We start from the raw sequence: 12,885 nt of genomic DNA, 5'->3' as shown, positions 1-12,885 counted from the left end.
GGACCGGCGCTTGTCAGTGCGTGCCCGACGCGCGCGCCTGCCAGTCGTAATTGAAGACGGTGGCCTGGGCGGGTTCCGAGAGTCCTTCCACGAAGCTCACCACGTCCGGATCTTTAAGGAAGCTCGCCGCCGAAGCCGCCGTAAGAATGGCGGTGCTCTCCTGCGGCCGCGCGACGAGGTAGCCCTGCACGTAATCGACGCCGATTTCCTGCAACGCCCGCAAGGTATCCAGATCCTCCACCCACTCCGCGACGCTGCGCATGCCGAGATTGCGCGCCAGCGCGACGATCGCCTCGACGATCGCGATATCCGCCGGATGCGCACACATCGAGCGGACAAACTCGCCGTCGATCTTCAGTGCATCCGCCGACAGCGCCTTCAGATACTTGAATGACGTGTAACCCGCGCCGAAATCGTCGAGCGCGATCTTGCCGCCCATGTCATGCACGCGCGCGATGAAGCGCTGCGTGTTCTCGAGATCGTGCAGCGCCACGCTTTCGGTGATTTCCAGGCAGAGGTAATGCACGATGGACTGGTAACGCCCGAACAGCGCGAAGATGTCCTCCATGAACTGCTCGTCGTTGAGCGAACCGCCCGACAGGTTCACGCAGATGAACTGCGTGTTGGCCAGCAGATGCTGGTGCTCCTCGATCCATTCAAGCAGTGTGGAGATGACCCAGCGGTCGATGGCCGCGATGTTGCCCGATTCCTCCGCCGCGACGATCACTTTGCCGGCGGGCAGCGTGGCGCCGTCGGGCGCGCGCATGCGCAGCAGCACTTCGAAATTGAGCGATTCGGTGGGCGCCGCAAGCGACATGATCGGCTGCATGACGAGAAACAGACCGGGCGGCAGGCGATTGCGGCCGAGCGTTTCGACCAGTCTCAATTCTTCCGCGCGCTCCTCGAACGCGGCCGCGCCCTTGCGATACGTGACCAGATGCGTGTGCGCGACCTTCTTCGCTTCGCGACAGGCGCGGTCCGCATGCGACAGCGCTTCCTGCACGCGCACGCCCTGCGAACATTCGACCAGACCGATCGACGCCTTCACCTGGAACGCGCGATTGCCGACCTGATATGGCGCGTCGGAGAGGATGGAAATGAGCTCGCGGCATTGCGCGATGGCCTCTTCGATCGACGTGTCGTGCATCACGCAGACGAACTCGTCGCCGCCGATACGCCCCACCGGATAGCTGCGCGCAAAATGCGCCCGCGTGCGCGCCGCGACCTGACGCAGCACTTCGTCGCCGCTGCGATGGCCGAACAGGTCGTTGACGAGCTTGAAGCGGTCGAGATCGACGTAGGCCAGCGCCCACGGCAACGTTTCGTCGCTTTGCGCGGCGATCGCCTTCTCGATGCCGCGGCGGTTCAGCGAGCCGGTCAGCGGATCGTGCTCGGCCAGGAAGCGCAGGCGCTCGACGGCCTTCGAGCGCTCGGTCGTATCCTGCAGCGACCCTTCGATCCAGCCGTTCGAGCGAATGGCTTTCAACAGGTAACGGCGCTCGCCGGTGCCGCGTTCGGGCGACCCGCTCATTTCGAGTTCGCCGTCGCTGCCCTTCGACGCGAGCGCCTGCAGTGCGCCCCAGGCGCCCGCCTCGAAATAGTCGTTCCAGTGGCGGATCTTGTAGTCGGACTTCAGCAGGTCGAGCATCGCGCGCAGTGACGGATTCGCGCGCACGAAGTGACCTTCGGCGTCGAGGGTGAAGAGCCCGATGGGTGTGACTTCGTAGGTATTGCGCAGTTCCATTTGCGCCTGACGGCGGAAGTCGCGCTCGGCGCGCATCTGCTCGGCGATCGCGAACGCCGCCATCATGCTCGACGACAACGCGGCCATTACGGTATTCACACCGCCGACCAGGAACTTCAGCCCGAAGGCCGCGCCGAGGACTTCGGAGAAGGTGGCAAACAGCACGATGGCGAGCGATGCCACATACCAGAGCACGGTGCGCGAACGCGCCATCCAGACAAGCCGGACGAGGAAGAACAGCAGCACGCAGATGCCGAAGCCGGCGATGACCCACAGCACCGGAATGAAGTACGCGTACGGCAGCGCGAGCGCGGCAGCAAGCAGCACAATGCCGACATATTGAATGACCCGCAGCAACCACCGATATCCGACGACTCGCAGTTCACGCCGGAACAACTGCTGAAACAGCGCGGCGGTCAGCAGGTAATAAGCGGCGAAGGTGATCTGGCGCAATGGCTGAAGGTAATCGGACGGCAGCATGCGGCCGAGCCATTGCATGTCCCAGCCCATCGCATTCGCGCACAAGCGCAAATTGCCAACCAGCCATACCGCGAAAATCACATAAGTCCATTCGTGATTGATCAGCGCGGTGACAAACACGAAAACGGCGAGCGTCAGCAAGCCGCCGGCAATCAAACCCGAGCTTTCCTGGAAATCGAGCGCCGAACTACGCAGGCCTTGCCATTCCCAGGCAAAAGCGTTGATTTGCGCGGGGCCTGAAAATGTGCCTTTACAGAGAATGTTTTCCGGTTGCCGCACGCGGCCGGCCTGAATGTAATAACCGGCCTTGACCGGATGCATCGTGCCGCTGACGCTGTCGCGGTCTGCCCGGCCGAGCGGCGCGAGCGTGCTCGCATTCCAGCAGGCGAGAGTTTGCGCGTGACGCGACGGCAATTCCACGGCCGTCGACCCGTCCGCGCTCATGCTGGGCACGGTGAAGCTGAACCAGATGGGTTTTTCGGAGAGACGCGTGCTGTAACTCGAGACCGGTGCGGCGCCGTGCAATGCCTCGAGCGCATCGGCGGGGGCGGTAATGTCGCTTCTATCCGCGACAACCTGTAATGAAAGTGGAATGGCGCCGCGGGTTTCATATTGGCGCGGCAGAAAATAAAGCGTAGCCAGCGTACCGAGCAGAATCAGGACGGGCACGGCGTAGACCGCAACGACATAAAGCGCGTCGTCGATCCACGAGCCGCTGCGTCTGATACGCGAAAGGGAAGCTGGAATAACCGACGCCATACCTGGAAAAACCCCCGTGTGCGCCGACGCCCGATGCGTCTGCGCAAAGCGGCGGCGGTGCCGTGTGAATCCCCGGGCGCCGCCGCTTCTGGCCAACCGGACCGCTTCGTGTCCGGTTTTTTTCTATTACCGTCCTAGATACGATCGTACTTTTTTACCCGCACGAGACCCCTGTTTTTACCTTCCGTAAGCCATTAACGGGGTCTTGGAACATCCTACCGTTTCCCACTCAAAAGATAAATCTACAGAATGCAAATCGATGTCCGGGTGGTGCGTATTGACCATGTAGTTGAACAGCGGATGACGAGCCTCTTCCCAACGCTGGCGCGCGGCGGCGACATCCTTGGCCAGCACCCGGTGGGGCAGGCCGCCGACATGCGTCATCGGCAGGAATTCGTTGACGCCGAACACGTCCTTGAAAAGCATCGCTTCGTATTCGCGGTCCAGCGGCGTACGCGCCGTGATCACCATGAAGTCGATCTCGTGCAGTTCGCACAGCATCCACAGCGCCTTGCACAATGCCACCTTCACCACCCGTCCCACCATTCCGCCCGCCACGCCGAGCCGGGTCGCTTCCGCGAGCCGGCTGCCGGCCAGTTCGTCGGGCAGACGCACCGACTGCTCCACCGCCAGCGGACTGTACGCATTGGTCTGAATGCGCATGGTGCCGAGCGGCGCGCCATCGAGCTTCGATTCCGCCAGCAGCACGACCGTGCCGCGGTCGCGGTCGGACGATTCGATGGCCATCGTATCGGCGAATTCGGGCAGATGACGCCCATAGGCCGAACGTCTGATGCTCACGGCCTTTTGGAGCCCTGCATCGTCACGGACGATACGAATCGTAAACGGCATCCGCTCCGTTTTCTGAAGCGTGGGAACCACGGTAAGAGTCGGGCGGGCCGCTGCTTCGATCGGGTTAGCGGCGGTGTGATTGGCAAGGTTCAGACGTTCCATTTGTAATACCCCATTTTTTCTTGGCGATTGGAAAGGTCCGGGCGTGAAGAACGGGTTTTGGGTGAGTTCTTCACACACGGCTCAACGAGCCTCTCACGAAGTCAAATAAGGGCGTGCGCGCTTGCCGCCGTTTCCCAGCAAATTTCAGGCTAAACCATTGGAGGAAAGCTTCTAATCGACGAATCGACCGTCAGGCAGCCGCCGCAAGCCGAAATATGCATATGCCGTACCGATATATGCGAGCCGGAATTTGAGTGAAATGGCAACGAGGGCGTGCTGTGCTGACGACGTGAGAAGCCTGATGAAGAATAGCGTTCGAAAAACCTTTTCGGAGGACATCGTAAATACCGCAAAACACGGGAGAAAGGCGACACGGTAACGTTTGCTGTGTGCGTCGCTTCGCAGATCTTGCGAAACGGCATAAATGGAGAAAATCCGGATTCACCCGGAATGGAATGAACAAACAAAAAGCGGACGCTCAGTTTCGAGACGTCCGCCTTTGGCACGACATAATCGTGTCGGCCGTGTGAATGACCGTCAAACAGTTCGGAAAATCAGTCGTCTTCGTCGAGCCAGGGAATATCCACGTCGGTGATGAACGCGACCATCGCGAGCGGCTTGCCTTCCTGGCGGCCGAGATTGCCATCGGCGCGTTGCCATTCGCAACGGAAAATCGTGGCCGGGGTATCGGCGAGCAAGGTCACGGTGCGGACTTCGTCCGGATCGTTTTCCTCGACCGGGCCATCGAGCGAAATCAGCAATTGCTGCGGCCAGACGCCGTCGGCGGGATCATAGATCTTGTCGCCGTCGTGAATGACGACGTGCGCCTCGACGCCAATAGTCGCCGACGCCTCGACGATCATCTTGCCGAGTGCGCGCAGCACCGCGGTGGCGCGGCCCGAGTTGGCCTGACGGATCGCGAGATCGCCGCGGGTCAGCGCCTGTTCGAGTTTCGGATTGGTTTTTTGTTGCGCCATCAGTCTCTCTCTAGGGTTCGTTGCAGCGTTCGACGAGCGGCACGCGGCAGAAGTTGCAGCCGGATCATACCGCTGCATCAACAAAGATAGGTCGCAGCGGCCGAGGCGGCAATCCGGGTGCGCGTCTGGACGTCCAGACGGCCGCTGCTCAAGTTTGAGCATGATCAGCCGATATTGCCCACATCCCCACGAAAACGCGTGACTGCCGTGTTGTTCATCGACCTGTCTGCCATTCTCTGTGTTCGTCCGACGGCGCGCGCGTCCCTTGAGCCGAACCCGGCCGTCGCGCCTGCAACGCCGGTCTCCGCCGTCTGAACGTGGCGACCGCACAGCCGGAAATCGTCGATGGCATCACGCTGCGCACGCACTTGCAGCCGATCTACAGCCTGCCGCATCAACGCGAGGTCGGCTACGAGGCGCTGCTGCGGGGCGATGCGGGCGATGGCGCGCTGATCGGCCCGTTCGATCTGTTCGGGCGGGCGATCGTCGCGGGCACGCTGACCGAACTCGACCGCATGAGCCACGTCACGCATCTGCGCAACGCCGCGCCGCTGCTGCCGCCCGCGCAATGGCTCTTTCTCAACATCAATCCAGCCACGTTCACCGATCCCGGCTATGCCGCACGGCTCGCCGCGGCCACGCGCGCCGCGGGCCTGACGCCGGAGCGGCTCGTGATCGAAGTGCTCGAATCCGGCGGCACCGATGTCGCCGAAATCGCGCGCGCGACGCACGCGTTTCGCGCGCAGGGCTTCCTCGTCGCGGTCGATGACTTCGGCGCGGGCCATTCCAACATCGACCGGCTGCTCACGCTCAGGCCGGATATCGTCAAGCTCGACCGCAGCCTCGTGCGCGCGAAGAGCGCCCACATGCGCGACGCGCTGATGCCGAAGCTCGTCGATCTGCTGCACGAGTCGGGCATGTTCGTGGTGGCAGAGGGCATCGAGACCGGCGAGGATCTGATGCTGGCCGCGCGCTCGAACGTCGATTTCGTGCAAGGCTATCTGTTCGGGCTGCCCGCCGCGCAGCTCGCCGCGCGCGGCGCGGCCATGCCGCTCTTCGAGGACGTGTTCGACCAGCTCGCGCACATGCGGCGCGCCGAGCGGCTGGCGGGCGATCTCTTGGTGCTGCCGTATCGTGCGGGGCTATTCCAGGCGGCCGAGCGCTTCGCCGCCGGCGCCGCGACGCACAGCGCCTGCGCCGACCTGCTCGCCCTGCCCTGCACGCTCAGTTGCTTCTTTCTGGATCAGACGGGCCGCGAATTCACGCCGGGGCTGGCCGGTTCCGCCGCGAAGACGCCAAGCGAACGTTTCGCGCCGATCGCCGACCCGGCGACGGGCCGCTGGGACAACCGGCCGTATTTCGTCGATGCCCACGCCAATCCGCAGCAGGTCATCACGAGCGCGCCGTATCTCTCCGTGACGGGCACCTCATTGTGCGTGACGCTCACCATCGCGACGAAACGCGCGTCGAAGTCCGTCGTGATCGGCGCGGATCTCGACTGGCGGCGGCTGATCGACGGCGCGCCCGAGATACTCTGAGTGCCGGTTCCTCAGATCAAGTCTTTCCGATAACGCCAGCAAGCGCGGCTGCCCCCTCGCGCAGCGCCGCCACATTGCCTTTTTCGAAAGTCCAGTGCCCCGCGGCGTCCACGATCGCCAGGTGCGCGCCGGGCCAGTGGGCCGCGAGCGCGCTCGCCTGGTCGGCCGGACACACCATGTCGAAGCGCCCGTGCACGATCCGGCAAGGCAGATGCGCGATGCGCGCGACCCGCGGCAGCAGCGCCGGCGGCGGCAGTTCGTGCGCCATGTAGTGACGTTCGAGCAGAGCCATCGAGATCGCGGCGGCATTGGCTTCCGCGCTCGGCCGCTTCGCCTCGTCCGCTGGTTCCTTCTCGGGCTTGTTCACGACCGACAGCGTGGTTTCGTAGCGGGTCCACGCACGCGCGAGCTGCGTGCCGGCCTCGTCGAAGCGCGCAAGCGGCGCCTCGGTCAGTTGCAGGATTTCCGGCGCGCTGGCGGGCCGTTTGCCGCTGGCGGTCTCGATAGCGTCGAGAAAGGCGCGATGCGCGTCGGGAAAGACGCGGCGCACGTCCCACAGGAACCAGTCGATATCCTCGCGCCGCGCGAGGAAGATGCCGCGCAGCAGGAAGCCGAGACAGCGCCCCGGATGCACGACGCCGTAGGCCAGCGCGAGCGTCGTGCCCCATGAGCCGCCGAACAGCGCCCAGCGCTCGATCTGCAACGCGTCGCGCAGTGTCTCCATGTCGGCGACCAGCGCCTCGATGCCGTTGTGTTCCAGCTTGCCAAACGGCGTGGACTTGCCGCAGCCGCGCTGGTCGAAGAACACGACGCGCCACGCGTCCGGCTCCAGCACGTCCGCCCATTTGAGGTTCATCGCGCCGCCGGGGCCGCCATGCACGATCAGCATCACCGGCGCGTCGCGCGGACCTTGTGCCCGCCAGTAGATCGAATGGCCGTCGCCCACGTCGAGCATGCCTTCGTCGAAATCCCTGGGCGCCTGATTTTCCATGAGCTCGCTTCCCTGCGTGATGGTTTGACCGAAGTCCATTGTTGCATCGCTCGCGCGACGGCGCTGGACGCGCCCGCCAGCCCCGATACGCTATGCTTGCGGCTTGCTCCCGCTGTCACCCACTCGTCATCTTGTGAATCCGATGCGCCGCACCCTCGTCAAGTGGCTGTTCGCCACCTATCTGCTCGGCAGCGGCATCGTCTGGTCGATCCTGATCCTGCCGCTGTTTCCCTTCGTGGGCCGTAACGGGCGCTACCGGCTTGCCAGGCTCTGGTGCCGCGCCATGGTCGCGATGATGCGCGTCATCACCGGCGTCACCTGTTCCATCGAAGGTCTGGAGCACCTGCCGGCAGGACCGTGCATCATCCTGTCGCGACATGAATCGACCTGGGAAACGCTGTCCTTCATGGCGCTCTTCCCGCGCCGCATCAGCTTCGTGTTCAAGCACGAACTCATGAACATTCCGTTCTTCGGCTGGGTCCTGCGCGGGCTCGACATGGTGAGCCTCGATCGCGGCTCGATCCGCCAGGCTCACGGCGCGGTGACGCGCGAATCCGCCGTGCGGCTGAAGAAAGGCGACTCGGTGGTGATCTTCCCCGAAGGCACGCGCGTCGCGCACGATGCGCCGCTCAAGCTCGCCTCGGGCGGCGTGCGCCTTGCCTGCGCGGCGCGGGTGCCGGTCGTGCCGGTGGTCCACGATGCCGGCAAGGTCTGGCCCGCGAAAGGCTGGCCGGACCGTGGCGGACATATCCGCGTGATCGTCACGCCGTGCCTGCCGCTCGACTGCGAGATCCCGCAGCAACTGAATCGCCTCGCGCAGACGCAGATGGACGAAGCGCTGGCGATCCTGCGCTAGCCGTCACTCAGTAAAGCGGCCGCTTCTTCGCGGCGCACAGCCGGTTGACGGCGGAAAGAAGCGTTTCCATATCGACGGGCTTGCGCAGGTAGCCGTCGTAGCTGACGAACGCCGGCGGATTCGGATGCCCCGAAATCATCAGGAAAGGAATATGCGCGAACGCCGTGTCGTTCTTCATCGTCTGGCAGAGCAGCGCGCCGCCCAGGCCCGGCATCATCCAGTCGGAGACGACGATGTCCACTTGCTGCTCGCCGAGTATCGCCAGGGCGCCATTGCCGTCGAATGCGCATAACACGGTGCAGTCCTCGCCCTGCATGCAGAGGGTCCAGGCTTCGATGGTGGCGGGATCGTCGTCGACGAGCAGTACAGTCTTCATCTTGCGAACATGTTCTGGGTACGGTGCGGTCAAACGTGGAAACCATGGCGCGGGCGGAATCTGCTTCTGACCGTCGCGACCTGCATTCGTTGCAGCCGCGCCGTTCCTTCACCCTATCGTCATAGTATTTCTTTCGCGCGAAATCTGCGCGGTAAATGCTCCTTCAGCAACTTGCGCGCCGCTCATGCCTGCCGGTCATTTGCTCCCGGCCCGCCCTCGGCCCGCTTCCCGCAGCGCATCGACCAGCGTCTCCTCAACCGGCGTGCGCGCGGCGTCGTTGCGGCGGATCAGGCCGATCGGCTCGTCGGTGCCGGCGAACGGCATCGGCAAGGCGGCCAGCAATCCGAGCGCGATGTCCTGCTCCACCGCACCCGCTGGTACGAACCAGACGGCGTCGTTGTTCATCGCAAGCGAACGTCCAAGCGACACCGACAGCGTTTCGACGAGCGCGGTCAACGCATGTGCGCCGAACGCCGTCAGCACGCTTTCAGCCGACTGACGGATCAGCGTGCCGAACGGCGGCACGACGATGGCAAAGCGCGCCAGCAACGCGGGCGTCAACGGCGTCTCCAGCGTAAGCGGATGTTCGCGCCGCACGACCACCGCCAGCGGTTCCCGATAAATCTGCTCGAATGACAGCCCATGCATGGCCTCGGGCTCGGACAGCCGGCCGACCACCAGATCCACCTCGCCCGCCTTGAGCTTCTCCAGCAGCAGCGCATTGGAATCCGTCCACACGGACAGCGACACCGCCGGCCACTGCTGCCGGAACGACAGCAGCGCCGGCGACAGCAGCACGGGCGCGACCGTCGGCAGAATGCCGATGGAGATGGAACCGGGCACGTCGCCGCGCTCGCGCAGCAGCATGTCGACGCCTTCCCGCAACGACGCCACACATGCGCTCGCATGCGGCGCGAACAGGCGCCCTTCGCGGGTAGGAACCGCGCCGCGCCGGCCGCGCTCGAACAGACGCACGCCCAGCATGGATTCCAGTTCCCCGATGGTCTTCGACACCGCCGGCTGGGTGATCGAAAGACTGTCGGCCGCGCGCTGCACGCTGCCGAGTTGCGTGACGGCCAGGAAACACTGCAGATGCCGGAACTTGACGCGCGTGTTGGTGAAGTCGGTATCCATGAGAATTGGTTATGCAAGATGGCACGAAACATCATTTTCCATAACTTGCGACGTTCTATAAAGTGTTTGTCAGAAACACCGGGTTCAGTCCTCACAAAATCACAGGAGACAGTCGAATGACCTCCCCCATCCTCACGCCGCGCGACTGGGCATCCCATCCGCCGTATCTGTCGCCGGGCTACAAGTCGTCGCTGCTGCGCAGCCCCGGGCTGCCGCTGGTGCCGCTGAAGGAAAATCTGCGCAATCGCCGCGTGCCGGTCTATGGCGCCGACGACCTGGGCGTGCTCGACGCCGACCTCACTCGCAATGCCGCCAAGAACGGCGCGCCGCTGGGCGAGCGCATCGTGGTGACGGGACGCGTGCTCGACGAGGGCGGCCGCCCCGTGCGCAACACGCTGGTGGAGGTGTGGCAGGCGAACGCCGCGGGCCGTTACGTGCACAAGGCGGATCAGCACGACGCGCCGCTCGACCCGAACTTTCTCGGCGCGGGCCGCTGCCTGACCGACGACGAAGGCCGCTACCGCTTCATGACGATCAAACCCGGCGCGTATCCGTGGGGCAATCACACGAACGCATGGCGCCCGAACCATATCCACTTCTCGCTGTTCGGCGAGTATTTCGGTTCGCGTCTCGTCACGCAGATGTACTTCCCCGGCGACCCGCTGCTGGAACTGGACCCGATCTTCCAGGGCATCCCTGAACAGGCGCGCAACCGTCTCGTGTCGCGCTTTTCCATCGACACCACGCAGGAAGGCTACGCGCTCGGCTACGAATTCGACATCGTGCTGCGCGGCCCCGACCAGACGCCGACGGAGTGAACCCCATGACCACGCTCAAGCAAACCCCTTCGCAGACCGTCGGTCCGTACTTCGCCTACGGCCTGGTTCCCGAGCAGTACAACTTCGACTTGAAGAGCCTGTTCACCGCATCGGCGGCGGACCGTGAGGTGCCGGGCGAGCACATCGCCGTGGTCGGCAATGTGTATGACGCCGAAGGCAAGGCCGTCAACGACGCGCTGATCGAAGTCGCCCAGGCCGATGCCTCGGGCCGCTACGTGCAGAGCGTGCAGGAAGCGCGCGAGTCGGGCTTCCGCGGCTTTGCCCGCGTGGGCACGGGCACGGATCCGAAGCTGCGCTTCATCGTCGATACGGTGAAGCCCGGCAAGACCGCCGACGATTCCGCGCCGCATCTGGACGTGATCGTGCTGATGCGCGGCATGCTGCTGCATACCTACACGCGCATCTATTTCGAGGACGAAGCCGAAGCCAACGCAAAAGACGCCGTGCTGCAAAGCGTGCCGGCCGAGCGCCGGCATACGCTGATCGCGAAGCGCGAGACGGGCCCGGCGGCGAAGCCGGGATCGTCGGGCAGCATCTATCGTTTCGACATCCATCTGCGCGGAGCGAACGAGACGGTGTTCTTCGATCTGTAAGGCTTTCGCGGCAGAGGTTCGAATAGAAGGCGTCCGGCACTGCGCTATAGTGTCGGACGCCTTTTTCGTTTTTCCCCGCCTCACATCATGTCCGACGCCTCCACGCCCAGCCCCCTCTACGCCCGGCTCCTCGCCGAAACCGCCCAGATCGGCTGGTCCGAACTCGAACGCTTCTTCGCGCAAGGCAAGCTTATCTGGGTCAAGGGCGATCTCGATCTGGTGAGCGTCGCGGAAGCCGTCGCCAATGACGACACCCGTCAGGTCACGCAATGGCTGTCGGCCGGGCTCGTCGAGCGCATGCAGGCCGAAACCGCCGCCGATCTCGCCGCGCGCGCCCCCGAATTGTGGGCGGTCGTGACGTCGCCGTGGGTCTGCGTGCAGGAGCGCGGCTGAGGAACCCGCCCGGACCGCCTAGCGCCGCTCCACCACATAATCGGTCCACAGCACGACGAGGATCGTCATCAGCGCCGGGCCGATGAACAGGCCGATGAGCCCGAAGGTTTCCGCGCCGCCGAGAATCCCGAACAGCACCAGCAGGAACGGCAGCCGCGCCGAGCCGCCGATCAGCACCGGCCGCACGAAGTGCTCCGCCACGAACACGACGATCAGCCCGAACACGGCGACGCAGATGGCCGCGACCGTCGAGCCCTGCGCGAACAGCCACAGCGCCGAGCCGAGAAAGACGATCGGCGCGCAGAACGGCAGCATCGCCGCGACCGCCGTGAGCATGCCGAGCAGGCTCGCGTGCGGTACGCCCGTCACCATGTACGCGACGCCGAGCAACGCGCCCTCGCCCAGCCCGACCACCACCAGCCCGACCACCGTGCTGCGCACCGATTCGGCCATGCGCCGCACGAGCGCCGCGCCCTCGGCGCCGAATGCGCGGCGCGAGCCCGAGAGCAGCTGCTGGCCCAGCTTCGACCCCGCCTGGAACACGAAGAACAGCGTCATCAGCATGAAGCCGAAGATGACGAAACCATGCACGACGCGGCCGCCGAAGTGACGGGTCATCGCGACCACGGTGGCACTGTGCAGGTTCTTGACGGCCGGCGAGGAATCGAGCGGCGTCGCGAGATTCTCCTGCCACCAGCGCGAGATCTGTCCGCTCATCGGCAGATGTTCGACGAAGGCGGGCATCGGGAAACCGGTGCGCAGGACATCGTGGAACCCGTGCAGCATGTCGCGCGCCTCGTTGATGGTCTGCGCCGCGACGACGAAGAACGGCACCACGAACAGCAGGCCGATGGCCGCCGTCAGGCACACAGCCAGCACGATGTGATGGTTCTTGAAGAACGGCCTTCGTTCGAGCCAGCCGAACGCCGGCCAGAGCGCGATGGCGATCACCGCCGCCCACACGACCGCCGGAATGAAAGTGCGCGCCGTGTACAGCGCCACCAGCACGAGAACCGCGTACAGCACCGCCGAGGCCGTGCGCTGCATCTTGAAGGTGCGGCCGGATGAATCCGGCGTCGGGTCGTTGCGCGGCTGAATGGGCATAAAAACGGGGGCCTCGTGGTGGTGCGAACAATGGGGAGAAGCGGGGAGATTCGTCCCCGTTCATTGTAATCACGCATGCCCGACCGCGTGGCCGGCGCACATGCTTTACGGAACGGCGCGCCGCTCTCCCTATAATCGAAGTTCGGC

At 64.4% G+C, this 12,885-nt stretch carries 12 protein-coding genes; 5 read left to right on the top strand and 7 right to left on the bottom strand.

Features of this window, described 5'->3' with window-relative positions; genetic code table 11:
• Positions 1–13: 13 nt before the first annotated feature.
• The 3 genes from QCE63_RS27755 to QCE63_RS27745 form a co-directional block, all read right to left on the bottom strand.
• On the bottom strand, positions 14–2,983 hold the full coding sequence (locus tag QCE63_RS27755; protein WP_404990197.1) for a putative bifunctional diguanylate cyclase/phosphodiesterase: 2,970 nt from the start codon (positions 2,981–2,983) through the stop codon (positions 14–16).
• A gap of 177 nt (positions 2,984–3,160) precedes the next feature.
• Positions 3,161–3,937 (bottom strand): N-acyl amino acid synthase FeeM domain-containing protein, encoded by a 777-nt coding sequence (locus tag QCE63_RS27750; RefSeq protein ID WP_309837647.1) that lies wholly within the window; start codon positions 3,935–3,937, stop codon positions 3,161–3,163.
• Positions 3,938–4,491: 554 nt separating this feature from the next.
• Entirely contained in the window at positions 4,492–4,914 is a 423-nt protein-coding gene (locus tag QCE63_RS27745) for a hypothetical protein (protein ID WP_309837646.1), read from the bottom strand.
• Between the two features lie 317 nt (positions 4,915–5,231).
• On the opposite strand from QCE63_RS27745, the gene QCE63_RS27740 reads away from it, so the two are divergent.
• Positions 5,232–6,452: an EAL domain-containing protein gene (locus QCE63_RS27740; RefSeq protein WP_309837645.1), complete on the top strand. Its 1,221-nt coding sequence runs from the start codon at positions 5,232–5,234 to the stop codon at positions 6,450–6,452.
• Positions 6,453–6,468: 16 nt separating this feature from the next.
• On the opposite strand, the gene pip is transcribed toward QCE63_RS27740, so the two are convergent.
• Positions 6,469–7,482 carry a prolyl aminopeptidase gene (pip, locus tag QCE63_RS27735; protein ID WP_309837644.1) on the bottom strand — a complete coding sequence of 338 codons (1,014 nt, stop codon included), beginning with the start codon at positions 7,480–7,482 and terminating at the stop codon, positions 6,469–6,471.
• A gap of 103 nt (positions 7,483–7,585) precedes the next feature.
• Here pip and QCE63_RS27730 point away from each other — a divergent pair, with 103 nt between their 5' ends.
• On the top strand, positions 7,586–8,299 hold the full coding sequence (locus QCE63_RS27730; protein WP_309837643.1) for a lysophospholipid acyltransferase family protein: 714 nt from the start codon (positions 7,586–7,588) through the stop codon (positions 8,297–8,299).
• A 7-nt stretch (positions 8,300–8,306) separates the two neighbouring features.
• Here the strand turns inward: QCE63_RS27730 and QCE63_RS27725 are convergent, their stop codons facing one another.
• Both QCE63_RS27725 and pcaQ read right to left on the bottom strand, forming a co-directional pair.
• Positions 8,307–8,675 carry a response regulator gene (locus tag QCE63_RS27725; RefSeq protein WP_309837641.1) on the bottom strand — a complete coding sequence of 123 codons (369 nt, stop codon included), beginning with the start codon at positions 8,673–8,675 and terminating at the stop codon, positions 8,307–8,309.
• A gap of 195 nt (positions 8,676–8,870) precedes the next feature.
• Positions 8,871–9,809 (bottom strand): pca operon transcription factor PcaQ, encoded by a 939-nt coding sequence (pcaQ, locus tag QCE63_RS27720; RefSeq protein ID WP_309837640.1) that lies wholly within the window; start codon positions 9,807–9,809, stop codon positions 8,871–8,873.
• Between the two features lie 116 nt (positions 9,810–9,925).
• Between pcaQ and pcaH the strand changes: the two genes are divergently transcribed.
• The 3 genes from pcaH to QCE63_RS27705 all read left to right on the top strand — a co-directional run bounded on the left by pcaH (position 9,926) and on the right by QCE63_RS27705 (position 11,634).
• A complete protein-coding gene (gene pcaH, locus QCE63_RS27715; RefSeq protein WP_309837638.1) occupies positions 9,926–10,627 on the top strand; it encodes a protocatechuate 3,4-dioxygenase subunit beta in 702 nt (233 codons plus the stop codon).
• Positions 10,628–10,632: 5 nt separating this feature from the next.
• Complete coding sequence (pcaG, locus tag QCE63_RS27710) at positions 10,633–11,241, top strand: protocatechuate 3,4-dioxygenase subunit alpha (protein ID WP_309837637.1); 609 nt, start codon at positions 10,633–10,635, stop codon at positions 11,239–11,241.
• Positions 11,242–11,328: 87 nt separating this feature from the next.
• The gene (locus QCE63_RS27705) at positions 11,329–11,634 is read left to right on the top strand and encodes a DUF2288 domain-containing protein (RefSeq protein WP_309837635.1); all 306 of its coding nucleotides are present in this window, start codon (positions 11,329–11,331) and stop codon (positions 11,632–11,634) included.
• Between the two features lie 18 nt (positions 11,635–11,652).
• Here the strand turns inward: QCE63_RS27705 and QCE63_RS27700 are convergent, their stop codons facing one another.
• Positions 11,653–12,738: an AI-2E family transporter gene (locus QCE63_RS27700; RefSeq protein ID WP_309837634.1), complete on the bottom strand. Its 1,086-nt coding sequence runs from the start codon at positions 12,736–12,738 to the stop codon at positions 11,653–11,655.
• Positions 12,739–12,885: the final 147 nt, after the last annotated feature.

This window comes from Caballeronia sp. LZ065 (assembly GCF_031450975.1).
Lineage (GTDB): Bacteria > Pseudomonadota > Gammaproteobacteria > Burkholderiales > Burkholderiaceae > Caballeronia.
Note: the sequence above shows the minus strand (reverse complement) of the source record. Positions and strands in the feature narration are given on the sequence as shown.